The organism is Pseudomonas sp. EZ-C24 (assembly GCF_014525325.1).
In the GTDB taxonomy this organism is placed as follows: Bacteria; Pseudomonadota; Gammaproteobacteria; order Pseudomonadales; family Pseudomonadaceae; genus Aquipseudomonas; species Aquipseudomonas shirazensis.
In genome coordinates this window covers 202,880-225,815 of the sequence record NZ_JACDIU010000014.1, presented here as the reverse complement: position 1 = coordinate 225,815, position 22,936 = coordinate 202,880, and the positions used below count along the sequence as shown (strand labels likewise).

At 62.5% G+C, this 22,936-nt stretch carries 18 protein-coding genes and 1 pseudogene; 10 read left to right on the top strand and 9 right to left on the bottom strand.

All coding sequences use genetic code 11. From position 1 onward, the window contains the following. Nucleotides 1-5: 5 nt before the first annotated feature. The gene (locus IDM28_RS10110; protein WP_410524660.1) at nt 6-2,321 is read right to left on the bottom strand and encodes an acylase; all 2,316 of its coding nucleotides are present in this window, start codon (nt 2,319-2,321) and stop codon (nt 6-8) included. A gap of 198 nt (nt 2,322-2,519) precedes the next feature. Between IDM28_RS10110 and IDM28_RS10105 the strand changes: the two genes are divergently transcribed. Next, nucleotides 2,520-2,894 (top strand): fe2+ zn2+ uptake regulation protein, encoded by a 375-nt coding sequence (locus IDM28_RS10105; protein WP_188035835.1) that lies wholly within the window; start codon nt 2,520-2,522, stop codon nt 2,892-2,894. A 35-nt stretch (nt 2,895-2,929) separates the two neighbouring features. On the opposite strand, the gene IDM28_RS10100 is transcribed toward IDM28_RS10105, so the two are convergent. After that, nucleotides 2,930-3,118, bottom strand: coding sequence for a hypothetical protein (locus IDM28_RS10100; protein WP_101318997.1), 189 nt, complete (start codon nt 3,116-3,118; stop codon nt 2,930-2,932). A 149-nt stretch (nt 3,119-3,267) separates the two neighbouring features. Between IDM28_RS10100 and IDM28_RS10095 the strand changes: the two genes are divergently transcribed. The 4 genes from IDM28_RS10095 to IDM28_RS10080 all read left to right on the top strand — a co-directional run bounded on the left by IDM28_RS10095 (nt 3,268) and on the right by IDM28_RS10080 (nt 5,681). Further along, nucleotides 3,268-3,729, top strand: coding sequence for a hypothetical protein (locus IDM28_RS10095; protein ID WP_224785507.1), 462 nt, complete (start codon nt 3,268-3,270; stop codon nt 3,727-3,729). Between the two features lie 271 nt (nt 3,730-4,000). Beyond that, the gene (locus IDM28_RS10090) at nt 4,001-4,390 is read left to right on the top strand and encodes a Mor transcription activator family protein (RefSeq protein WP_101318993.1); all 390 of its coding nucleotides are present in this window, start codon (nt 4,001-4,003) and stop codon (nt 4,388-4,390) included. Between the two features lie 21 nt (nt 4,391-4,411). Beyond that, nucleotides 4,412-5,032 carry a DUF2589 domain-containing protein gene (locus tag IDM28_RS10085; protein WP_188035834.1) on the top strand — a complete coding sequence of 207 codons (621 nt, stop codon included), beginning with the start codon at nt 4,412-4,414 and terminating at the stop codon, nt 5,030-5,032. Nucleotides 5,033-5,141: 109 nt separating this feature from the next. Next, a complete protein-coding gene (locus tag IDM28_RS10080) occupies nt 5,142-5,681 on the top strand; it encodes a DUF2589 domain-containing protein (RefSeq protein WP_188036359.1) in 540 nt (179 codons plus the stop codon). A 9-nt stretch (nt 5,682-5,690) separates the two neighbouring features. On the opposite strand, the gene IDM28_RS10075 is transcribed toward IDM28_RS10080, so the two are convergent. From IDM28_RS10075 to IDM28_RS10065, 3 genes are read right to left on the bottom strand one after another with little or no spacing between them, the layout of a single operon-like run. Beyond that, nucleotides 5,691-9,365 (bottom strand): translocation/assembly module TamB domain-containing protein, encoded by a 3,675-nt coding sequence (locus tag IDM28_RS10075; protein WP_188035833.1) that lies wholly within the window; start codon nt 9,363-9,365, stop codon nt 5,691-5,693. Next, nucleotides 9,362-11,104 (bottom strand): autotransporter assembly complex protein TamA, encoded by a 1,743-nt coding sequence (locus tag IDM28_RS10070; RefSeq protein ID WP_188036358.1) that lies wholly within the window; start codon nt 11,102-11,104, stop codon nt 9,362-9,364. The genes IDM28_RS10075 and IDM28_RS10070 overlap by 4 nt, the downstream gene beginning before the upstream one ends. A gap of 52 nt (nt 11,105-11,156) precedes the next feature. Next, entirely contained in the window at nt 11,157-11,807 is a 651-nt protein-coding gene (locus IDM28_RS10065; protein WP_150569396.1) for a GNAT family N-acetyltransferase, read from the bottom strand. Between the two features lie 146 nt (nt 11,808-11,953). Between IDM28_RS10065 and xthA the strand changes: the two genes are divergently transcribed. Beyond that, on the top strand, nt 11,954-12,766 hold the full coding sequence (xthA, locus tag IDM28_RS10060) for an exodeoxyribonuclease III (RefSeq protein ID WP_101318983.1): 813 nt from the start codon (nt 11,954-11,956) through the stop codon (nt 12,764-12,766). Between the two features lie 141 nt (nt 12,767-12,907). Beyond that, a complete protein-coding gene (locus tag IDM28_RS10055; protein ID WP_150571937.1) occupies nt 12,908-13,915 on the top strand; it encodes a FecR family protein in 1,008 nt (335 codons plus the stop codon). A gap of 9 nt (nt 13,916-13,924) precedes the next feature. Here the strand turns inward: IDM28_RS10055 and IDM28_RS10050 are convergent, their stop codons facing one another. Continuing rightward, complete coding sequence (locus tag IDM28_RS10050; protein ID WP_101318979.1) at nt 13,925-15,244, bottom strand: Na+/H+ antiporter family protein; 1,320 nt, start codon at nt 15,242-15,244, stop codon at nt 13,925-13,927. A gap of 124 nt (nt 15,245-15,368) precedes the next feature. Between IDM28_RS10050 and IDM28_RS24190 the strand changes: the two are divergent. Both IDM28_RS24190 and IDM28_RS24185 read left to right on the top strand, forming a co-directional pair. Beyond that, nucleotides 15,369-16,757 (top strand): annotated as a pseudogene (locus tag IDM28_RS24190) (HAMP domain-containing protein); the annotation flags it as partial. A gap of 102 nt (nt 16,758-16,859) precedes the next feature. After that, the gene (locus tag IDM28_RS24185; protein WP_371411609.1) at nt 16,860-17,615 is read left to right on the top strand and encodes a methyl-accepting chemotaxis protein; all 756 of its coding nucleotides are present in this window, start codon (nt 16,860-16,862) and stop codon (nt 17,613-17,615) included. Between the two features lie 50 nt (nt 17,616-17,665). On the opposite strand, the gene IDM28_RS10040 is transcribed toward IDM28_RS24185, so the two are convergent. Further along, nucleotides 17,666-19,609, bottom strand: a complete 1,944-nt coding sequence (locus IDM28_RS10040; protein WP_188035832.1) for a S8 family serine peptidase — start codon at nt 19,607-19,609, stop codon at nt 17,666-17,668. Nucleotides 19,610-19,788: 179 nt separating this feature from the next. On the opposite strand from IDM28_RS10040, the gene IDM28_RS10035 reads away from it, so the two are divergent. After that, complete coding sequence (locus IDM28_RS10035) at nt 19,789-20,400, top strand: cell wall hydrolase (RefSeq protein WP_101318973.1); 612 nt, start codon at nt 19,789-19,791, stop codon at nt 20,398-20,400. Between the two features lie 3 nt (nt 20,401-20,403). Here IDM28_RS10035 and IDM28_RS10030 read toward each other — a convergent pair whose 3' ends face one another. After that, the gene (locus IDM28_RS10030) at nt 20,404-22,056 is read right to left on the bottom strand and encodes a dipeptide ABC transporter ATP-binding protein (protein WP_188035831.1); all 1,653 of its coding nucleotides are present in this window, start codon (nt 22,054-22,056) and stop codon (nt 20,404-20,406) included. Further along, nucleotides 22,053-22,925 (bottom strand): ABC transporter permease, encoded by an 873-nt coding sequence (locus IDM28_RS10025; RefSeq protein WP_150569403.1) that lies wholly within the window; start codon nt 22,923-22,925, stop codon nt 22,053-22,055. The genes IDM28_RS10030 and IDM28_RS10025 overlap by 4 nt, the downstream gene beginning before the upstream one ends. Between the last annotated feature and the right edge of the window lie 11 nt (nt 22,926-22,936).

The window sequence follows — 22,936 nt, the reverse complement described above, 5'->3', positions numbered from 1 at the left end:
AGCGCTTAATCTGCGCTGCTGACCGGCGCAGCCTTGTCGTGCTCACTGATGACCGACCGCTGATACTGCGGGTCAGCCTTGATCTGCGCTTCAGTGAACGCAAGCGGTGCCAGCTGCTTGGCAGCAAACGCGCGAGTCTGGTCGGCATGGTGCGCCGAGGCCGCTTCGCTGGACTGCGAAAACGCCAGTAAGCCCTGAGCCTGCGGCCCTTGCTCGGTGAAGCTGACGATTTGCAGGTAACTGGTGCCGCTGACGACCAGACGCTTGCCCTGCCCCACTGGCACACTGTACATGGCGTTGTAGACGCCCAGCTCCTGCGGTCCGCCTGGCACCGGGGTGCCGTCCGCCGCCTGTTGGATTTGCCCCCAGCGGCTGTCTGCGCTTATCCCGGATTGATTTACCTGGTCTTGCGCGGCCAGCGCCGCCTGGTGCAGCAGCTTGCGTACAGCGGCCTGCTCGACGGCCAACCCACGCGGTGTGTGCTCTGGGTCGGCCGGATCATAGGCCACGCGCCAGCTCTGCGGATGCTCGGCCATCGCTTCGGCGATTTGCTCGAAATACAGCAGACCCACGCCAGCATCCAGGTCAGCCTTGCCATTCCAGGCCTTGAGGCCTTGGCACAGCTGGGCAACGTCAGCCCCGCCCCCCTTGCACCAATCAAGCAGCTCCGGCAGCAGCAGGCTGGCCAGATAGACCTCATCATCAAACACCATGCCTTGCAGCTCAGCGACGCCGAGCTTGCCACGGCCCTGCAGCCGCTGCAGGGCGAAGCGGCCGCGCATGCTCAGGGGCTGATCATCGCGACTGACCAGCGGCGAAAAGCCCAGCAACGGCTGCGCCGGATTGCTCATCCGCGCCGGGTCATTCGAGTTCTGCACAAAGTCGCGCCGTTCAAGGCTCGGCAACAGTCGCGCCGGAACGATACCTGGCTGCGCCGCCTGTGGGTCGCTTTGCCACTGGCACGTACTGCGCGAGCCATCCAGTACCACCAGCTTGGTGCCGGCTGCCGGGTCGCTGCACTGCGCCAGCGTCTGCTGATCGACATAGGGTACAACCGATTGATTGAGGTACAACGACCGCCCGCCGGCATCGACTGCCAGCGTGTTGACCCAAGGAATCCCTTGCAGCTCAGCAACAGAGCCCCTCAGGGCGTCAAGGCTGTCGGCGCGGTTGATCCGATACCACTGCTGCAGCACTCGGCTGTTGTCCAGATTGGCATCGCGCAGGCTGTAGGCGTAGCGGTTGTCCCAGTCAAGCTTGCCTGGCCACTGCACAACCGGGCCGAACTTCGATGTGTAGACCTGCCGCTCGACCTCGCGCAGTGAGCCGTCCTCGCCCTTGACCGTTACCCGCAGGGATTGCCGCGCCAGTGGCAGCGACTTGCCATCGAGCAAATAACGGGTTGCATCCTTGGGGTCCAGCTGCAGCCGGTAGAGCGTGAAGTGCTTGGAGGTATCGACCGTATGCGTCCAGGCCAGATGTTGATTGAAGCCGATATTGATCAGCGGCAGGCCCGGCAGCGCCGCCCCCATCACATTCAACCGACCTGGAATGGTCAGCTGCATCTGATAAAAACGCATACCGCCCATCCACGGGAAATGCGGATTGGCCAGCAGCAGCCCGCGACCATTGCTGGAGCGCTCCGAGCCCACCGCTACCGCGTTACTGCCACGCTGCATGGCGAACAGTGCCTGGCGCTCGAGCGCCAGCCTGAAGTCAGCGGCCTGACGCTGCGCAGCGAGCTTGGGCGGTGATGCGCCAACCAGCGCTTCGACGAACTGCCCGGCGCCGCCCTCGGCCAACAAGCGCCGGGTCAGCTTGACCAGATCCAGGCTGGTCAACGGTCGCACCCACTCACCCCCGCCGCACTCCGCCGGCAAGCCTTGCGCCCGCCGCTCGCCAAGCGCGCGATTGAAGCCGCTGGCATAGCCTTCGAGCAGGTTGTGCACCTCCACCGGCTGAGCCTGCAGAAAGGCACTGACTGCAGCGGGCGTGTTGAGCCAGGTGAAGAACAGATCACTGTCGAGGTTGTTACGCTGCTCAACGGTTTTGCCCTGGCCGCCGAAATAACGCGAGCGTTCGCCGTTGACCGTCAGCACCTCATTGGCCAGCAGGCACAGGTTGTCCTGCGCATAGGCGTAGCCGATACCGTAGCCAAGCCCTCGCTCGTCGCTGGCCAGGATGTGCGGCACGCCAAAGCTGGTGCGGCGGATTTCGGCGCTGGCAGCAGCAGCGCTTTCACGGGGCTGGGCCAGCAGGCCGAATACCGCCAACGCAACAGCCACGCTCAACTGAGCGGGGCGGCGCAAATATAGCTTCACGGGCGTTCCTTGAGTATCTGAGATCATCCCGTTGAGACGAATAGCTGGACGAAAATTTTACGCATGCAGCCGTGCTGACACGTCTTGAACAGAATCAGCCGTTTATTTTTCCGGCAAAACTGCAGTTTTTCCAATCTCGTTCGTCTTTATCAATGAGGAACCATGATTTCGGGACAGCCCACGAAAAGGAGCATTCACATGTATCAGCCACAACAGGCCCCAGCCAAGCCGAACGGCGCAGCCAATGCCGGCGCTGGGCAACTTGCCGATAGTGAAGAGCGGATTGGCAATGAGCTGATTCGCGAGCTGCTGCGCACATATGGCCTGCGCACCAGCCTGATCCGACTGAAGGTGATCGATGCCTTGCATGCCGCTGATCGTAACGGTCGCAGTGTCGGTGTGCGCGGCATCCATGCGCAGCTTGAACAGCTCGACATCCCGTTGTCATTTCTGAGCGTGCGCGAAGTGCTCAAGCGACTTTGCGCCGAGGGCGTGATCAGCCTGGGCGGCGACAAGTGCTATAGCCTCAACCCAGAGGCACGCGCCGTACTCGAGTCGGCTCAAATGCGCTGAGCCGCCGGCCGGCCAGGATGGCCGGCCCGCTGGATTCAGGGTTTGACCTTGCGCCGCAACAAACCGTTGATCACCACTACGATCACTGCAATGGCAATGGCGCAGTACTGGAACGTCTGCTCGGTGATCGTTCCCTGCTTTTGCAGGTAGGAAAGCCCCAGCATCATGCCCAGTACCACTAGGATGATCAGGATCGAGTATTTCAGGCGCTGCACGTGTGTCATCGGGAGTTCCTTGCGACATCAGAGACATTGGGCTCACATGGAGCCGAGGCAATGATACAACGGCATCAGGCGCAGGCGTGTATTTCCTGCTGAGCCACATCCGCGTCTGCTGAAAGCATAGGGGTTCTACCCAGCCCATAGGTGGCCCCATGCTGAATACTTGTCTACGCATCCTCACTCTCTGGTTTGCCGCAGCGTCGGCCCTGGCCGTCGAGCGGCCAGCGCTGTCCGATGATCACCTGCATCAACTGGGTAGCCAACTCGCCCAAAGTGCCGGCTCAAGCCAGTGGCAACAACTGTGGCAACGCGTGCGCAACGCCGGTTACCTGAACCCCGAGGCTGACCAGCTGCACTTTCTCGTGGAGCAGCGCGAGCTTCCCCGCCTCGCCCGGGAAACGCTGGCCCACGCCGACCAGGCAGGTCTGCGCGGACACGCGCAAGCGTTGTACCGAAAAGACTTTGCGCCGACTGTGACAGGACGCATCAACGATCATCCAATGACCGCCCTGTGTTTGCTGGTCGACTACCGAGCACTCCCAGCAAGCATGGTCGACGCGCCCCACGCCTACCTGGCTGGCGTGAGCCTGCTGAGTAGCTATCCCTGTGACTGAGGGCAACCCTACCCATGGCAACTGTTCTGGCAGCGGAGCAAGAAGTTTCAAGGCGTACAGGCGGGCCCTGTCGCATAGTCCTACACCCCAATCTCTCGATCCCTGCGTCAAGCGCACCCAGGAACTACACACCTCGGTTCGCTTGACGCCTAGGACTGCCTGCACGGGTCATCGACAATCGAATCACGCCACGGGGCAAAAACCCCCGGCACGCTCTATCCAGTCATGGTCACGCACAGCGCAATCCATTACCCCCACGAGGGAGCCACACATGCAAATGCCAGACTTCAGCCGTATCGATATCGCCTTGCTGCCGCATTCACTACAGTCGCTCATTGAGTGTATCGGCATCGAAAATGCCTACAACCTGACCTGCGCCTATGGTGGGCGCCCCAAGTACATTCCCAAGCACCGCGACCGCACCAAGCTTGCAGAAGTACTTCCAGCCGCAGCCCTGGACGCGCTGATAAAGCGTTTCGCCGGGGTTGCCCTGGAGATTCCCAAGGCCGACCACTTCCTGCGCCAACTGCGCAACTTGCAGATTCAGCAAGAGAGCGCCGATGGCCTCTCGCGCAGCCTGCTGGCCGACAAGTACGGGTTGAGCCTGCGCCAAATCGGCAACATTCGCCGTCAGGAAACCACGCCCGCTGAGCACCCCTAGTGCTAGCCAAGGAGCTGGATAATGTCTATTGATCCCACACTGGTCGGCTCGGTCATCAACGCCCTGCCCATGGACCGCATGATTTCCGCGCCATTACAGGCGCTGATCCAGGCCCAGATCAGCGCCAGCAAAGCCTACGCAGACTTCCTGATGGGTGTATGCATCCAGAATGGCAAGGCGGTCGCGATCCAGATCGACTACGACGAAACGCTGATCGGCGCAGACGGTGAATACCAGGGCGTAGTGCAAAAGAGCCTGAAAGTGCCGTTGCTGGCCGCCGTCACCCACCCCAACATCGCTATCGAAGAAGGTCGGGTCGAGTTCGAGATCACCATCAGCCAGATAGCTGAACTGAGCACCTCCACCGAGCCCGACGCCAGCCTCACTGGTAGCCTCGGCTGGGGCCCGTTCAAGCTTGAAGTCAAAGGCAGCGTCAGCCAAAAGTCGACTCAGGTACGCAAGACCGATACCCGTGCCCGCTACGCGTTCAACACAACCGTCCGCCGTCAGGATCCGCCGGAGGCGATGATGCGGGTAATCGACTTTTTGACCGAAGCAGCTACCAGGCCGAGCCTTCTGCCTTCGGCAAACGCACGCAACCCTGGCGACATCTCCCAGGACGACACCCTGCCGCCTGTCTAGCAGGCATGACTGCAACGCCCTGCCGTGAATCCAGAGCCCGGCCTTGATGGCGGGCTTGCCGCCTAGAGGAGCGATGAACTTGGATGACACCCCTACCCCGCCCGCGCCCATGCTCTGCAGTGACCTGCGCGACATCACCCGCGGCCTGCAGGAAGCCGCTGCCGCCACCAACAGCTTGATCGCCCAGCAGTACATCACCCTGTTCGATCAGTTTTTCGATCATGACCCCGACGCCCTCGGCGCACCGATGAAAGCCAAAATGGTCGAGGTGGCCATAGATGGTCAGCACATGATCAGGGTGCCGCTGATTACCTTGGTGGCGCCCAAGGGCCTGGCCCTGGAGCGTATGCAGGTAGACCTTTCGGTCCGGGTAAGGAGCACAGAGATAAAAACTGCGCTGGCCGAAGCGGCCGATGCGCATGCGTGCGCTCGCTTCAAGGTCAGCATCGGAGCACAAGCACGCCGCGGCGATGGCCGCGACCCGGACGAAGTGCAGATCCGCATGCAGTTCCAGGCATGCGAGCCGCCTGAGGCGCTCAATCGCCTGATCGAGCAATACACCAACCTCATGGTGCCCACGCCGCGCGGCAACCCGCAGCCACCTGGAGCAGACAGCAACGAGGATGTCGAAGCGGCCAGCGTACGCTGACCCTCTCGATCAGAAGTCGCGCTTGTAGAAGATATCCAACGAGCTGGCCAAGCCACTGGCCGCCTCCAGATATACCTTCTTGCTCAGCTTGTAACGCAGAGCGATGGTGTTGGCCGGCTCGAATACACCCACCCCATAACGCAGGCTCAGGCGCTCGGTCAGATTCCCACTGGCGACCACGCTGGTGGTGTTGCCCGAGCCTTCGGTATCGAGCTGGAAGTCCTCGATGCCCAGATTGGACGCCATGCTGCCAGTGAGCCCGGCGCTGCCGGCAAGGCCCAGACCCAGGGCTGCTTCGGCAAGCATATTGTTGTCTTCGCCGGAGCCACCCAGCGGCCGCCCCAGTACCAGATAAGACAATGCCTGCTCCTGACTCATCGCTGGCTCGGCGAACACCTGGGTGGTCGGCTGCTCAGCGCTGCCACTCAGACGAATACCGGCAATCACATCGTCAACCTGGCGAATCGCTTCGATATCCAGGTAGGGCTGATCGATGGGACCTGCGAACAACAACCGTGCACGGCGGATTGTCAGGCGCTGGCCGTAGGCGCGATACCGGCCATCGGCCAGGCTCAGTTCGCCACGGGTATCCATGTTGTCACCAATGTGCACGTGCCCGCGCAAGTTGGCGGTCAGACCAAAACCATTGAACGACAGTTTGTCCTGGCCGACCTCGACATTGACGTCCATGGCGATGGCCATTGGCGGCGTGCCCTGTTCGGTCTGATTACCGATAATGACAGTATCGTCGGACACTTTGACCGTGGAGGGTGGCAGCTCACGTACGGTGATTGCACCCTTGGGTACCAATACCTTGCCCTTGACCGCAAGCTGTTCGCCTTCAAGGCTTATGGTCAGGTCAGGGGCTACTTCCAACGTGGCATAAGGCTCGACCGTGACTGGCAGTTGCTGACCCTGCAAGCGCAGTTGCATCGCCAGCGCCTGGCCCCAGGTCAGGTTGCCGCTGAGCTGAGCGCGACCGGCTGTACCGCTGCGCCAGCCGCCTTGCAACTGAACCTGTTCCCCTGCAATAAGCGCCTGCACCGACAGATCCTGCAGGCTGACCGGCAGCTGCGCACCGCTGACTTCGCCGCCAGTGAGGGCCAGGGTGCCATTGACTTGCGGTGCAAGCAGAGAGCCAGACAAGCGGCCGCTGCCGTTGAGCTGCCCGGCAAGGCGCTCGACCATTGGCACGAATGGCCGCGCGATCGCCAGGTCGAGCCCGCTCAGACGAAAGTCGCCAGACAGCGGCTTGTCCTTACCCAACGGGTCGAGACGGGTTGTCAGCGCGAGCTCGCCAAGGCGCTCGCCGCGGAAGTTCAGCACCGTGTCGATACGGCGCGGATTGAGCGTGCTGTCCAGGCGCAGGACCTGGTACGGGAAATCCAGCCAGCGCTGACCATCGCGCACGCGCAAGGTGCCGCCACTGGCATCCACGCGTATCGTGCCTTTGGGTCCGGCGGCAGGAATATCCAGATTGATGTCGGCATTGAGCTGCCCCTGCCAGGCGAAGTCCTTGGGCATCCACTGTGCCAGGCTCTCGATCGGGAACTGCTTGAGGTGGTAACGCAGCCGCGGCTCCGGCGCCAGGCGCTGGTCTTCGCCACACAGACTGGCCTGGCCCGAGCGCCAGCAATGGGCACCGAAATCCAGCTGACCGTTGGCCAAGCGCTGCAAACGGGCCGGCGCCTGCAACTGCCAGTCCTGCCCGCCAGCTTGAATCCGACCACTGGCAAGACGACCACGCCAGTCACCCTTGGCCAGTTGACCGTCGGCAGCCAGGTCGAGCTTGAGCTGCGGCCCCGCCAGCGCCAGCGTCACGGCCTGCTGGCGAATATCGCCTTTGCCGGCCATGTTCAGATCGCCAAGCGAAGTCTCGCCCAGGCGAATATTGCCCGCTTTGAGGGTGAGTTGGCCGCGCTGGGCGCTGTCCAGGCGGGCATCGAGATCAAGTCGTTGCACACGGTTGTCTGCCTGAGCCAGTTGCTGCCCCTGCACACTCAAAGTGCCCTGCGGCGCTTGCAGGGTGCCGGCGAGGTCGAGGCGACCTTTGACCTGGCCCTGCAAGCGGGGCCACAGCTGGCCAAGGCGCGGCATATCCAGATCGATCCGGCCGGCCAGGCGCTGCTGCAGGCTACCGCTGCCGTTGATGCGGTTGTCGCCCAACTGGATGGCCAAGGCGCCAAGTGTCCAGCTGTCGCCAGCCCCCTCGGCCTCGGCCTTGAGCACTGCTGGTTGACCGCGCAAGCGGCCTTTGAGGTCGAGCAAGGCGCTCAGTTGCAGGCGCTCGTTGTGCAGTTCGCCCTTGCTGCGCAGCGGCCCGGCGAGCGTGCCTGGCAGCTCGGCAAGCCAGTAGGCTGGATCGAGCGCTGAAAGCTGCAGGTCGACGTCCCAACTGATCTTCTCGGCAAAACCGACGATGACGCTGCCGGCAGCTTTGCCCTGCCCTGCGCTGAGCAGTAATTGCGGCAGGCGTACGTGGCTCAAGTCACCCTCGAACGGGCTACTCAAATTGAATGCACCGGCCGGGCCGTCCAGATCACCCTTGAACGAACCTTGATAGTTGCCATCGCGGTACTGTACATCCGCAGTCAACCGTTTGAGCACCACTTGCGGCGCTTCTTCAAGCGGATACAGACGCAGCCACGGGAAGTCCTGCCAATCGACTTTGGCGTCGGCAATCAGCCCCTGCTGCCAGTCGGCAGTGGCTTGCAGCTTGAGCCGTTGGCTGTCGCTGGCGTTCAGGTCCAAAGCATCCAGTCGGGCGCCTTTGGCGTCGACCTTGCCCGCCAACAGCAGACCTATAGGCCCCTGCTCGGCCGGCAGATTGGCCGAGCCGGAGAGCTGGTAGCCCTTGTCCAGATCGCCCACGGCATCCAGCTTGAGTTGCTCGAGCTGCAAGGTATCCGGCAGCGTCGCAACCGGCTTGAAGGCGGCCGACTCAAGCCGCAGTCTGGCTGGCAGGTGCTCCGCCAAAGCCTGCAGTTCACCGGTAAGGCGGGCGCTCAGGTAGCCGGTGCTGGTTGCGTCCAGATTGAGTGTCTTCTGCAGCTCGCCGGTGGCATTCAGCGCCAGCTGCCAGCCCTGCCCCTCTACCGGCGGCAGCTGCACGCTGCCAGTCAGTTGCACTGGCCAGTCGCCCTCGGGCTGCACGTCGCCCTGCACGCTCACATGCAGGTCATCGCGTTGCAACTGCAAGGTATCGATGCGCAGGCCATTGTTGCTCCAGTGCGCCGCAAGCTGCAGGTCACCCAGCAGGTCACTGCCATCCAGGCGCAGTTGGCCAAGTTTCACTTCGCCCAGTTCGATAGCCACTGGCAGGCGCAGCGTCGGCAACTGCAGCGGGTTGCTGTCGGCTACGGTTTCACTGGCGGCAAATGCCATGTCGATGCGCTCAGCCTGCAGGCGCTCGATACACAGGGTGGCCCGCAGCAGGCACAGCGGCGACCAGCTCAACTGCGGTGCCTGCACCTCGACCCGGCTGGCGCCGTCGTCCCAACTCAAGCGACGGGCCTGCCAGTTACTGCCAAGCTGGCCCTGGAAGTCGTCGACCGTCAGCCCTGGCACCAGGCCCAGCGCCCAGCGGCTACCGGCTTGCGTGCCCAATAGCAGGCTCAGACTCAGTGCGATCAGCAGCGCAAAGCCCAGCAGACTGATTAATATGTACTTCAAAGCACGCGTCACAGCTCAGGCCCCATCGAGAAGTGCAGGCGGATGCCGCCGTCGTCGTCCAGTGCCTTGGCCAGGTCCAGGCGCAATGGCCCGACCGGCGACACCCAACGTACGCCGACACCGACGCCGGTTTTCAGGCTGGGCAGATCCAGCGAGTTGAACGAGTTGCCTTGATCGACAAAGGTCGCGATACGCCACTTCTCGGCCACCGAATACTGGTATTCGGCGCTACCGGCCACCATGTAGCGGCCACCAATACGGTCGCCGTCGCTGTTTTTCGGAGACAGGGTCTGGTAGTCGTAACCACGCACGCTTTGGTCGCCACCGGCGAAGAAGCGCAACGAGGGCGGAATCTTGCTCTGATAGCTGTTGGTGGCGCTGCCACCGAATTGCAGCCGGCCGAGCAGCCGGTGATTCTGGCCCAGGGTAGTCAGGCCCTTGAGCAGGACGTTGCCGTGTAGCAGGTTGGTGTCAGACATCAGCCCTTCCTTGGCCACCTGCACATCGAACTGCAGACGGTAGCCATTGTGCGGGTCGATGCGGTTGTCACTGCGCAGGTACGAGTAACTTATCCCAGGCATCAGCAGCTTGCTCAAACCGGAGTCATCCCCCAGCTTGTACTCTTCGCGCTGATACTTGAGCGACACCACCCGCTGCCAGCCGCTGGGCAGCTTGCTGTGCCATTCAGGGCCAACGGTGAGCAGCTTGCTGACGGTATCGGTGCCTGCGATCTCTTCATTCTGGTAGCCACCGGCGAAGCGCAGTTTGTCGGTCAGTGGCGGATCCAGCGGTATGTCATACCACAGGCCGACATTCTGCCGCGGCGCCGACAGTTCGGCTTCCCAACCATAGCTGTGACCCTGCGGGTTGACCCAATGGCGTGTCCAGTTGGCCTTGCCGCGCGGGCCAACGTCGGTCGAGAAGCCCAGGCCCAGGCCCATGGTGCGTGGTTTGCGGGTTTCCAGGCTGACGTCGACCGGGATCTGTTCGCCCACCGCAGCGGTGGGCGCCGCATCGACCCGCACGCCTTCGAAATAGCCGCTCGACTGCAGGTCGTTGTTGAGTTCGGCGATGAGCTCGGAATCATAGGGCGTACCGGCCTTGAACGGCACCATGCGCTGCAGCAGGTCCTGGTCCAGCGGCGTGTCGCCGGCAAAGTGCACGGCGCCAAGCTGAAAGCGTGGCCCGCTTTGATACACCAGTTCGATGTCGGCAACGCCGGCCTGCGGATCTACAGCCAGGCGCTGGCTGGTAAAGCGCCCTTTGAAAAAGCCGTAACGCGAAGCCTGATTCTGGATCAGACGCTTGGCGTCTTCATACAGACCATGATTGAGGCGTTCGCCGGGGCGCAGCGCGGCGCTATCAGGTACACGAAAACTCTTCAGCTCGGTGGCCGGGCCCTCGATGCGCACAGTGACATTGCGCAAGCGCACCGGCTCACCGGGGTCAATGCGAATGATCAATTGCGGATGCTGGTCAGGCCCGGCCGGCGCCTTGACCTCGGTGTCGATCTGGGCCTGATAGTAGCCAAGTGCCTGTGCGGCTTTGCGCGCCTGCTCTTCGGCGCCGCGACTGAAACGCAGTAATGCGTCCTCGTCACGGTCTCCCAGGCTGCCAATATAGCCTTCGACATTCGCTTTGAGCGCCTTGTTGGCGGGTTTGACCCGCACCAGCAGTTCGCTCTGGGCCCATACTGTGCTGCTGGCGGCCAGGATGATCAGGCCCCAGGTCAATCTTCCTGAATACGTCATGCTGCGCATGCTACCAGAGCTTGGCGCGCAAAGGAGCCGTCTACCTCGCAGGTCACGCTGTTACTGACCTGGATGACAAAGGATTGGCATGAAAGAACACCCGCTCAGTCACTGGACCTATGGCAATTTCGCCAATCTCCTGATACCCCTGAAGCTTGTAGAACGCCAGATAACGCGCATTGCCGGTATCCAGCACCACGCCATGGCTGCCTGGCTCCTCGGCGCACCAGTCATGAACAGCCTGTAACAATTGCTCAGCGTGCTGCTGACTCCTGAAGTCAGGGTGCACGCCCAGCAGTGGCAGCATATGTACCTGATCTGACGGCAAGCTCCCTACCAACGCTGCCTGATAATCCAGGTAGCGGCGGGTGCAGCGCAGGCCCGTGCCGATGATCATGCGCAAGCGCCACATCCAACTGTCAGCCACGCCAAGGCGCCGCAGCGGCGGCACGATCAGCGCCACCCCGGCCAGACGGTCTTCGACCATCAGGCCCACTGCCGGTAGCTGCAGGTAGAAGTGCTGGCGGACCCATGCCCGAATCATGGCGCGCAGGCGCCGTTCATAGCCAGGGCGCTGCGCCTCGAACAGATAGGCAACGGTCGGCTCTTGCCGATAGACTTCGTACAGCACAGCGCGCACCTCGCGGCGGTAGCCCTTGTCGAGCAAACAGGTGCGAGCGGTTGCGCGGATATCGTCGGGCATTGCAGTTAAACCTTCATGGAGTGAACGTACCCCTTGGAGGCGAGGCAGCGCGGGTTGGTTCACCGCTGCGCGCAGGCAGCGCCGCCATGCTGGCGATGAGCGCCGATGTTCGATAGCATCCGCAGTTTTACCGGGGTTGCCTCGCCATGAAGATCGTCTCGTTCAACATCAACGGCCTGCGCGCCCGTCCGCATCAGCTGGCGGCGCTGATCGAGAAGCATCAGCCAGACGTTATCGGCCTGCAGGAAACCAAAGTCAGTGACGAGCAGTTCCCCTTGGCTGACGTGCAAGCCTTGGGCTACCACGTGCATTACCACGGCCAGAAGGGCCACTATGGCGTCGCCTTGCTCTCACGCCAGGCGCCGCTGGCACTGCACAGAGGGTTTGCCACTGACGAAGAGGACGCCCAACGGCGCTTCATCTGGGGCACCTTCGCCGACGCCAACGGCACCCCGATCACCATCATGAACGGTTACTTCCCGCAGGGAGAAAGCCGCGACCATCCGACCAAGTTTCCCGCCAAGCAGCGTTTCTACAGCGACCTGCAGGTGCTGCTCGAAGGCCAGTTCGACAATCAGCAGCCGCTGATCGTGATGGGCGACGTCAACATCTCGCCAGAAGATTGCGACATCGGCATCGGCGCTGACAACGCCAAGCGCTGGCTGAAGACTGGCAAATGCAGTTTCCTGCCAGAGGAGCGTGAGTGGATGCAGCGTCTCAAGGACTGGGGCCTGGTCGACAGCTTTCGCTACCTGAACCCGCAGGTCAGCGACCGTTTCAGCTGGTTCGACTACCGCAGCCGCGGCTTTGAAGACCAGCCCAAGCGCGGTCTGCGCATTGATCTGATCATGGCTTCGAGTGGCTTGCTGCCACGACTCAAGGACGCTGGTGTTGACTATGACCTGCGCGGTATGGAAAAACCTTCCGATCACGCGCCGATCTGGCTGGAGCTGGCCTGATAAATCAGCGCTGCGGACGCTGATTAGCGTCCGCAGATAGGCAAAGCTGACGAAATATCGCGTATCTGATAGTCATTCGCCATTATCTCGGTTCTCGGGACCCCCTTGGCAGGGGTAGAATGCGCAAAACCGGGAGCCGTAATGAATCAGGACCGTTTGACCCCCAACCAGGACGATGCCATCACCGACGCTGCGGCGCATTGGTGCATGCGCCTGCATGCCGATGACTGCACGGCGGCCGAGCGCGAGGCATTTGATCTGTGGCTGGCGGCCGACCCGCGGCACTTTGCTGAATACCGCGCGATGCAGGAAATCTGGCAGACCGCTGACCTGTTGCCACGCCGCACGGCTGTCGTCGAGATTGGCGCCCGCCCAGTACGCAAGGCGCAGCCACGCCACTGGCGGCCATTCGCTTCGGCTGCAGCCATTGCCCTGCTGGCCCTGCCGCTGGCTGGCTGGGTCGGTTGGGAGCAAGGCTGGCTACCCAATCACTACCAGCATTTCGAAGCTACCGATCAGGTGCGCCAGGTGCAACTGAGCGATGGCAGCCAGGTCGAGCTCAACCTGCACAGCGAACTGCGCTTCTTCAATTACAAAGATCAACGCCAGGTCACGCTTACCCGCGGCGAAGCGTTTTTCAAGGTTACCCACGACACCGCCCACCCGTTCATCGTGCGCGCCGGCAACGGCCAGACGCGGGTAACCGGGACCCAGTTCAACGTCTGGAAGTACAACGACGAGGTCAAGGTGACGCTGGTTGAAGGCTCGGTACTGGTCAGCAGCCACGGTGACGATGGCGGCTATCGACTGGGCCCGGGCATGCAAGCCAGTTATCACGCCGGCGATTTCGAGCCGACTCTGGCGCAGAATGATGACGCCGACAACAGCCTGGCCTGGCGCAGTGGCAAGCTGGTGCTGGACAACCTCAGCCTGGCCCAGGCCCTGCCGGTGATCAACCGCTACCTGGAGCGCCCGCTGCTGTTGGCCGATGACAGTACCGGCGCAATCCGCGTCAGCGGCGTGTACAACACCCGCGAAGTCAAGCGCATGGTCGATAACCTGCCCAAGGTGCTGCCGGTCTACCTGACCCGCAGCAAGGACGGCAGCACCGTCCTCAACCGCATCACACCGTTGACCAACAAGGGCTGACGCAGGGCATCAGAGCACCATCGCCGCAAGCCAGCCAAAGGCCAGCAGTGGCAGGTTGTAATGGAGGAAGGTCGGCACCACCGTGTCCCAGATGTGGTGATGCTGGCCGTCCACATTCAAGCCCGAAGTCGGCCCCAGGGTCGAATCCGATGCTGGCGACCCGGCGTCACCCAACGCACCCGCTGTGCCGACGATGCACACTGTAGCCACTGGATCGAAGCCCAGTTGCACACACAGCGGCACGAAGATCGCGGCTAGAATGGGAACGGTAGAGAACGACGAGCCGATGCCCATAGTCACCAGCAAGCCCACCAGCAACATCAGCAAGGCACCAACGCCCTTACTGTGGTTGATCCACTGCGCAGAGGCCTGGACCAGGCTGTTGACCTCGCCGGTTGCCTTCATCACGTCGGCAAAGCCCGAGGCGGCAATCATGATGAAGCCGATCATGGCCATCATCTTCATGCCTTCGGTAAACAGATCATCAGTGTCTTTCCAGCGCACGATGCCCGACAGCGAAAAGATCAGAAAACCGACCATGGCGCCGATGATCATCGAATCCAGCCACAGCTGAATGATGAACGCTGCTGCGATCGCCAGGCCAGCGACCATCAGCGTCAAGGGGTTGTAGCTGACACTGACCTGCTCGACCTGCTCGATTTTCGCCAGGTCATAGTCGCGTTTCTTGCGGTAGCTGACGAACACTGCCAGGAGCAGCCCGGCGAGCATGCCGGCCGCAGGAATGGCCATCGCCTGGGTAACGTTGACCGCGCTGACGTCGACCCCGGCGCGGCTGACATTGGCCAGCAGGATTTGATTGAGGAAGATGTTGCCAAAGCCAACCGGCAGGAACATGTACGGCGTGATCAGGCCAAAGGTGATCACGCAGGCAATCAGCCGCCGATCGATGCGCAGTCGGGTCAGCACATACAACAGCGGCGGCACCAACAGGGGGATGAAGGCAATGTGAATGGGCAGTATGTTCTGCGACGACACGGCCACCACCAGCATCAGGCCGATCAGCAACCATTTGACCTTGCCACCTTCGCTATGGCCCTGGCGCTCGATCATATTCAAGGCCCGATCTGCCAGCGCGTGAGCCAGGCCCGATTTGGCAATGGCTACGGCAAATGCGCCAAGCAGCGCGTAGGACAACGCGACCGTGGCGCCGCCGCCCAGCCCACCATTGAAGGCCTTCAACGTGCCCTCGATACCCAGGCCGCCGACCAGGCCGCCGGTCAGCGCACCGATGATCAATGCGATCACCACATGCACGCGGGACAGGCTCAATATCAGCATGATGCCGACCGCGGCAATGACTGCATTCATGGTGTGGACTACCTCGTTACGACAGACGGAAAGCATTGGCACCGGCGTCAGGCTGCACACAGGCAGCGGCCGGTCCAGAGGGGTGCAATGCGAAGGGCGCACACTCTGAAGGGCGAGTCGACAGATGTCAAATCGGCCAAGGCCGAATTCAATTGAACGTTTGAATAAAGAAAATCCTGTGGTCGCCGACACAGAGTGCAGACCTAATACAAGGGACTTTCCCAAAATGCCTCTGCGACAACTGTCTATCCAGTGGAAGATCACCCTGCTCGCCGGCTTGTGCCTGGCCGCCATCGTCACGCTACTGGTCGGTCTGTCCCTGTACCGCATGGACCACAGCTCCGATTTGGTAAAGGCTAGCAGCATGAAGATGCTCTCCGACTCAGCTCAAGCCCGCATCGAATCGCAGGGTGAAGTACAGGCGCTGAACATTCGCCGCCAGTTCATGGACGCCTACCAGTACGGCGCAGGTTTTGCTCGGCAGGTGCTGTTTTTGCGCGAGCAGGCGGAAAAACGCTATCTGGACGCCTTTGACCTGCGCGAAGACATGACCGCACAAGTGCGCAGCGCCCTGCTGGCCAACCCTGAGCTGCTAGGCCTGTCGCTGGTGTTCGAGCCTGACGCGCTGGATGGCAAGGACAGCCTGTTCACCAATCAGCACGAGTTGGGCAGCAACGAAACTGGCCGTTTTGCCTTGTATTGGTCGCAACCGCAGGCCGGCAAACTGACCTCCATGGCCTTGCCTGAACTGGACATGGCCAACATCGAAACCGGCCCCAGCGGGCAACCGGCCAACACCTGGTGGGTATGCCCGCGCAGCACCGGCAAGGTCTGCGTAGTCGAGCCGTATTTCTATGCCATCGACGGCCAGCAGGTGTTGATGACGAGCATCGTCTTCCCGCTGTCGGTCAAGGGCAAGGTGATTGCCACGCTGTCGGTGGACATCAACCTGAGCAGCTTGCAGGCCATGAGCGAAGAAGCCAGCCGCGGCCTTTATCAAGGCCAGACCACGGTCGGCATCCTCAGCCCGGTCGGCCTGCTCGCAGGCTACAGCGCCGACTCAAGCAAGCTGGCCCAGCGTTTCGACCAGGTCGATACCGCGCAAGGCGCCGAGTTGGTGCGCAAGCTGGCGGACGGCAAATTGCAGATTGTTCACGCCGAACAGCGTTTGAAAGTGCTGGCAGCGTTTCAGCCGATTCCCGGCAGCAAGCCGTGGGGCGTATTGCTCGACGTGCCGCAAAGCGCCCTGACCGGCCCTGCCGAAGCGCTGAAGAACGAGCTCGACGCACTCAATACCAGCGGCACCTTGCTTGAGCTGGGGCTGGGCCTGGGCGCCGCCTTGGCCGGCTTGCTCTTGGTCTGGCTAATGGCGCGAGGCGTCACCCGGCCGATCCTGGGCGTGGCAGCGATGCTCAAGGACATCGCCAGTGGTGAAGGCGACCTGACCCGTCGCCTGCAGTACGACAAGCGTGATGAACTCGGTGAACTGGCTGGTTGGTTCAACCGCTTCCTCGACAAGCTGCAGCCCACCATCGCTGACGTCAAACGCTCGGTGCAGGCCGCCCGCGGTACAGCTGACCAGTCTGCTGCGATTGCCAGCCAGACCAGCGCCGGTATGGAGCAGCAGTACCGCCAGGTCGACCAGGCCGCCACGGCCTCGCATGAGATGAGTGCTACCGCGCAGGACGTCGCGCGCAGCGCAGCGCAAGCTGCTCAGGCCGCCCGCGAAGCTGACCTGGCCACCCGTGAAGGCCTGGCCGTGATCGGCCAGACTACCGACAGCATCGACAGCCTGGCGGCCAACATGAGCAGTGCCATGGCCCAGGTCGAAGGGCTGGCCGGCAACAGCGAAAAAATCGGCTCGGTGCTCGAGGTGATTCGTTCGATCGCCGAACAGACCAACTTGCTCGCCCTAAACGCGGCGATCGAAGCAGCCCGCGCCGGCGAAGCCGGGCGCGGCTTCGCCGTCGTCGCTGATGAAGTGCGCAATCTGGCCCGGCGCACACAGGAATCGGTCGAAGAAACTCGCCAGGTGATCGAGGCGCTGCAAGCTGGCACGCGTGAAGTAGTCGACGCCATGGACAGCAGCCACCGCCAGGCCCAGGGCGGCGTCGAGCAAGTCGGTCAGGCGGTCACTGCGCTGCAACGGATCGGTCAGGCAGTCACGGTGATCACCGACATGAACCTGCAGATTGCATCCGCTGCCGAAGAGCAGAGCGCAGTGGCGGAAGAGATAAACAGTAACGTCGCGACCATTCGCGATGTAACCGAGTCGCTGTCAAGCCAGGCCAACGAGTCGGCGCGGGTCAGCCAGTCGCTCAATCAACTGGCCAACCAGCAGCAAGCATTGATGGACCAGTTCAGAGTCTGACTGCTGCGTCTGGCCCATCACCCAGCCCGGACCATAGCTGATCCGAACCGCTACAGCTCGTCGTGGGCGCGGAAACTGCCGCCGCCGAGCAGGCGGTCGAGCAACGCCAACGCGGCTTCCACGTTCGGCCTACTGCCCATCGGTAGGACGTCGGTCAGAGGCAAGGTCGCGTCTTGATAACCTGTCGCCATCACCAGCAAATGCATCTGGTCGGCATTCAGATAAACATGATGCTGGCGCATGGCGTAGGACTGAATCAGGCTCAGGGCACCCGCCACCAAAGGGGTTGCGCTGGAGGTGCCACCGTAGCTGTTGGTGTAGTCTCGGTCATCACCTTTTTTGTCCTGTAGGTTGCCGTAGCCCAGTGTGGCGACACTATCACCCCACGCGTTGAGCATTCGATAGCGGTAGCCGTAATTGGAGTACTGATGAGGCTTGCCGTCCCACGACTGGCAGGCCCCTACCAAAATGGTCGAGGCATCGCCATGGTCGTCGAAGTAAGGCCATTGGCCTAGATCGACACCGTGCCCCCACGTCGTACCCTTGTCCGCCAGGGACTGATTGCTGCCATTGGCGGCGGCATTGACCACGACCGCGCCGCGCGCGGTCAGCGCCTCGCACACATCCCACCAGTCGCGCTCGTGCAGCGACGGCAAATAGGTGCTGAGTACATGGATGCTGGCGCTTTGCCTGTTGATGGCGACGATGTCGCCTGCGCGTACCTGGCGCAGCAGGTCCGCGGGCGTGCGGGGGTATTTGCGGTGGTCGATGGCCCGATTGTCGTACAGGTATAGCTCACAATCATGGCAGATCCCGTTCATGCCGAACGAATTGGCCTGGGCAAACAGCAGGCCCACCGATGCGGTACCGTGGGCCGGGTCGGCGTTGGGTTGGTCGCTGATCACGTGTAGCCGTTCAGTCCCGCGCAGGTCCTCATGCCTGGCGAACAAGCCCGCATCGGAAAAGTGCACGCGGGTGCCCTTGCCGGTCACCTGTTTGCTCCAGACGTTGCGGATGTTCATCCCTTTGTGCGAGGCGGTCGGTGCATCCAGGTAAGTCTGCAGCGCATCGAAGTCCGGCGTCGGTTGCGAATCGTCGTGAGCGTCATCACCCGCTACCACCGCCGCACCCGTGATCAGTGTCGCCACTAGCGCAGCGAGCGCAGCGGCAATGAGGTTGCCGGGTTCCTGCTCGGCGGGCGGGAAGGATAGCGACTCGACGTAGTCCAGCGCCGCCAGGGTTCGTAGCAGCGCGATGAAGGTATCGCTGAACATGCTTGCTGGCTGTGCGAGCAGGTAGTAATCGCGCAGCACTGCAAGCGCGTCGTCGTCATGCTCTTCAGCGCTCAGCACCGGCTGCAGCTGGATGACCTGCTTGAGGTTCGGCCACAGACGGACCAGCCTCGAGCGGCTGTCCGGCTCAAGATCGGCAACGAAGGAGGCAAAACCGTCCTTGCCGAACTTGACCAGCAGCACCGGCAGAGCCTTGTCGGCAGCGCCGTCGGGCAGTCCGCTGAACACGGGCAGCAGTGGGTCGTAAACAGGCCTGGGCCCAGATTCAGGCGACGCTGCAGAACGTTTGACGCGTAACGAGGCTCCCGTCAGCGGGACCCGATCCAGGATACGCCGTTCGGTTTCTTCGGGCTGGATCTCGATGACCATTGTTGGCCAAGTGATGGTGGCATCAGCATCGGAGGGCAGGTCAAGCTGGATGATCTGCTCGTCGGTCAGGATGATGCTTGCGGTTATCTCGAAGCGGCCGTGCCTCAGATCGGTGCCTAGAATGGCCGGACAGCCATGGTCAACCAGCAGCCCGCTGTCAACCTGGGAGCTTGAGGTGGAGGAGTCCAGTCGCTTGGGCCCTCGCGCGTTGATCACGCGTAGCACGTAACGAATACGCTTGATCTTGTGCAGGTCTGGACCGATACAGCGCAAGTGAAACTTGCCATCGAAATTGAAGTTTCGGTAGTAGAGGATTTCGATATTGATGCTCATCAGGCGGCTTCCCTTCAAGTGCAGCCGACTCCTTCGCGAGCGGCCGAACAACAATGATTGCGCCGCATCCCGCCGCCTCCCAGCACGAAGCGGTTCCTCTGCAGCCCGCAGTTGAGGTTGCGGCAGCCCAACGCAGCGGCAGCTAGACTGACCTCCAGCACCCACCTGCGAGGCTCGTCATGCGCGCGTCAGCGATCATTTTTGCTTTGTTCATGGCCCTGCTCGCAGGCCCCACCCTTGCCGCCGATGCACCCACCGCCGCGGTCGCCGAAGACAAGGCCGAAGCGCTCGAGAAGAAGGTCGTCAACGACGCACCGCCGCCGAAAAAAAACGAGGCACTGACTTCAGGCGAGGTCATGGCGGTCGATCCCAGTGGCCAGGCGCCGATGGACGACAGCATCACCTGCCTGGCCCGCACCATCTACTGGGAGGCCAAACAGGCCGATGCCAAGGACATGAGCGCAGTCGCCAGCGTGGTGCTCAATCGCCTCGGCCAGGACGGTTTCCCTGACACCATCTGCGGCGTGGTCAAGCAGGGGGTCGAAAGCAAGAGTTGCCAGTTTTCCTGGTGGTGCGACGGGCGCCCTGACCAGGTCGAGGAAAAGGACCGCTACGACATTGCCAAGGAAATTGCCCGCAAGGCGCTCAACCAGCAGCTCAAGGACCCTACCAATGGCGCCCTGTATTTCCACGACCGCTCGGCGCGGCCAGCCTGGGCCAGGGCTTACCGCAAGACTGCCGAGACCAGGCTGTTCCTTTTTTACAAACCTAACCCAGCACTCGCGCGCTGAGCTTTATACCGCGAGGCGGCGCACCCACAGTGGCTGCGCAGGTGGCAACGTCGGCACCGCATCCAGCAGCGCCCGGGTATAGGCATGGCGCGGCTGGCCCAACACCTGAGCGGCGCTACCCTGCTCAACCACCCTGCCTGCTTGCATCACCAGCACATGATCGCTGACCTGCTCGACCACACCCAGATCATGGGAAATGAACAGGCAGGCCAGGTTCAGCTCGGCCTTGAGTTCAGCCAGCAAGGCGAGGATGCGAGCCTGTACCGACACGTCCAACGCCGACACCGGTTCGTCGCAGATCAACAGGCGCGGTTTCATCGCCAGTGCACGGGCAATGGCAATGCGCTGACGCTGGCCTCCGGACAGCTCCAGCGGGCGCCGATCAAGCACGCTGGCAGGCAACTGCACGCGCTCCAGCAACGCCACCGCCTCGGCCCGCTGCAAGGAGCGCGGCACCCCGGCCAGCGCAAGCGCTTCGCTGAGTACGCGCAGTACGCTGTAGCGAGGGTCGAACGAAGCCAGCGGGTCCTGGAACACTACCTGGATGCCCTGCCGCGCCCGCCGCTTCTGCTCGGCGCCGAGCGCCAACCAGTCGCTACCGGCGAACTCGACCCGGCCCTGGTCGGGTTGTTCCAGGCCGAGCAAGATGCGCCCCAGGGTGCTTTTGCCAGAACCGGACTCACCGACCACACCCAGGGTTTGCCCGGCGCGCAGCTGCAACGATACCTCGCTCAACACCTGGCGGACGCTGCCGTCGGGGCCGGCAAAGGATTTGCCCAGCCCGCTTGCAGCAAGCAATACCGGCTGTTCAATGCTGCTCGCACTGGGCTCAACCAACGCCAGCGCAGGCTGCGTTGGGCGCTGCAAGTGGACGGCACGCGCGGCGCTGAGCAGGCGCTGGGTGTAAGGGTCTTGCGGGTCCTGCAGAATCTGTTCGGCACTGCCCTGCTCCACTATATGTCCGCCGCGCATCACCACCACCCAATCGGCCAACCGTGCCACCACTGCCAGATCATGGCTGACCATCAACAAGCTGTTCTGCTCATCGCGCAGTTGTTCAAGCAGGCGCAGAATCTGTGCCTGCACGGTCGCGTCAAGCGCCGTGGTCGGCTCATCAGCGATCAGCAGGCGCGGCCGGCAGGCCATCGCCGAGGCGATCAACGCGCGCTGACGCAGGCCACCCGACAACTGCCACGAATACTGCTGAGCGCGCACCTGCGGCTCAGGCACGCCGACCTCGGCGAGCAACTGCAGCACCCGCAAACGACGTGCCTCCGCGCCCAGGTCAGAGTGCAGCAGCAGTGCCTCTTCGATTTCGCCACCCACCCGCCGCAACGGGTCGAGCGAACCCAGTGCGTCCTGCATGATGAAACCGATCTGCGCGCCGCGCAGGCGTTGATAGTCAGCCTGGTCGAATACACGCAGGTCGCGCCCGGCAAACTCCAGCCGTTGCGCCTGCACCTGCGCGCCGGGGCCCGCCAGGCCGACCAGGCTGCGGGCGGTGACGCTCTTGCCCGAGCCCGACTCGCCAACCAACGCCACGCACTGCCCCGCGCGCACCTGCAGATCGACTCCGTGTACCACCGCTACACCGTTGAAGCTCACTCGCAGGTCGCGGATGTCGACCAGTGCCGACGCCGTATTCAAGCCACTCATAGGCCTTTGCCCTCACTGCGCCGTAGCCAGTCTCGGCCGATGGCGCTGATGGAAATCACAGTCAAGGTAATTGCCAGCGCCGGCCAGGCCATCAGCCAGGGCGCGTTGGCCATGAAATTGCGTGCCACTGCCATACTTGCGCCCCACTCGGGTGCCGGTGGCGGAGCGCCAAAACCGAGAAAACTCAGCGCGGCAGCGGCGGTGATAGCCCCGCCAAGGCCGATGCAGGCGAGGATCAGGACCGGTTGCACCGCATTGGGCAGGACATGGGCAAACACCACAGCCAGCGGCCGCCGACCCAGGGTCAGTGCCGCCTCGACGAAGCTGGCATGGCGGATGCTCATGGTCTGCGCGCGCACCAGCCGGGCATAGCGCGGCACTGCGGCGATGCCGACGGCAATGATCAAGTTGGTCGTGCCCTGACCAAACAGCGTGATCACCACCAGCGCCAGCAGCAGGTCGGGAAATGCCAGCAGCACATCCACCGCGCGCATCAGCAGGTTATCCAGCCAGCGCGGTGCGAGGCCGGCAAGCAATCCTAGCAAGGTGCCCAGGCCCAGCCCGAGCAGGGTTGCGGTGAAACCGATAAGCAGGGATGCACGCGCCCCGTGAATAACACGGCTAAGCACGTCTCGACCATTCTCATCGGTACCCAGCCAGAACTGGCTGCTGGGCGGTTGATAAGCCAGTCGCGCATCAGCCAGCAAAGGATCGGCCGGCGCCAGCCAACCAGGCAGTGCCACCGCCAGCAACAGCAAGCCGATGGTCGCCCAGGCCAGGCACAACCCTGGCCGCGCAGGGCGCCAGCGCGACAGTCGCGCACTGGTTGCCAGCGTCGGCACCTGGGCAGCGGGAATGATCGCGTTCATGCAACCTCCTG

What these genes read in the sequence shown, in the direction of transcription:
- IDM28_RS10065 (WP_150569396.1), bottom strand. Translation starts at nt 11,807, where the DNA reads ATGCCCGACGATATCCGCGCAACCGCTCGCACCTGTTTGCTCGACAAG.
- IDM28_RS10095 (WP_224785507.1), top strand. Translation starts at nt 3,268, where the DNA reads ATGCTGAATACTTGTCTACGCATCCTCACTCTCTGGTTTGCCGCAGCG.
- IDM28_RS10050 (WP_101318979.1), bottom strand. Translation starts at nt 15,244, where the DNA reads ATGAATGCAGTCATTGCCGCGGTCGGCATCATGCTGATATTGAGCCTG.
- IDM28_RS10025 (WP_150569403.1), bottom strand. Translation starts at nt 22,925, where the DNA reads ATGAACGCGATCATTCCCGCTGCCCAGGTGCCGACGCTGGCAACCAGT.
- IDM28_RS10105 (WP_188035835.1), top strand. Translation starts at nt 2,520, where the DNA reads ATGTATCAGCCACAACAGGCCCCAGCCAAGCCGAACGGCGCAGCCAAT.
- IDM28_RS24185 (WP_371411609.1), top strand. Translation starts at nt 16,860, where the DNA reads ATGGAGCAGCAGTACCGCCAGGTCGACCAGGCCGCCACGGCCTCGCAT.
- IDM28_RS10085 (WP_188035834.1), top strand. Translation starts at nt 4,412, where the DNA reads ATGTCTATTGATCCCACACTGGTCGGCTCGGTCATCAACGCCCTGCCC.
- xthA (WP_101318983.1), top strand. Translation starts at nt 11,954, where the DNA reads ATGAAGATCGTCTCGTTCAACATCAACGGCCTGCGCGCCCGTCCGCAT.
- IDM28_RS10090 (WP_101318993.1), top strand. Translation starts at nt 4,001, where the DNA reads ATGCAAATGCCAGACTTCAGCCGTATCGATATCGCCTTGCTGCCGCAT.
- IDM28_RS10055 (WP_150571937.1), top strand. Translation starts at nt 12,908, where the DNA reads ATGAATCAGGACCGTTTGACCCCCAACCAGGACGATGCCATCACCGAC.
- IDM28_RS10080 (WP_188036359.1), top strand. Translation starts at nt 5,142, where the DNA reads ATGCTCTGCAGTGACCTGCGCGACATCACCCGCGGCCTGCAGGAAGCC.
- IDM28_RS10070 (WP_188036358.1), bottom strand. Translation starts at nt 11,104, where the DNA reads ATGACGTATTCAGGAAGATTGACCTGGGGCCTGATCATCCTGGCCGCC.
- IDM28_RS10035 (WP_101318973.1), top strand. Translation starts at nt 19,789, where the DNA reads ATGCGCGCGTCAGCGATCATTTTTGCTTTGTTCATGGCCCTGCTCGCA.
- IDM28_RS10100 (WP_101318997.1), bottom strand. Translation starts at nt 3,118, where the DNA reads ATGACACACGTGCAGCGCCTGAAATACTCGATCCTGATCATCCTAGTG.
- IDM28_RS10040 (WP_188035832.1), bottom strand. Translation starts at nt 19,609, where the DNA reads ATGAGCATCAATATCGAAATCCTCTACTACCGAAACTTCAATTTCGAT.
- IDM28_RS10030 (WP_188035831.1), bottom strand. Translation starts at nt 22,056, where the DNA reads ATGAGTGGCTTGAATACGGCGTCGGCACTGGTCGACATCCGCGACCTG.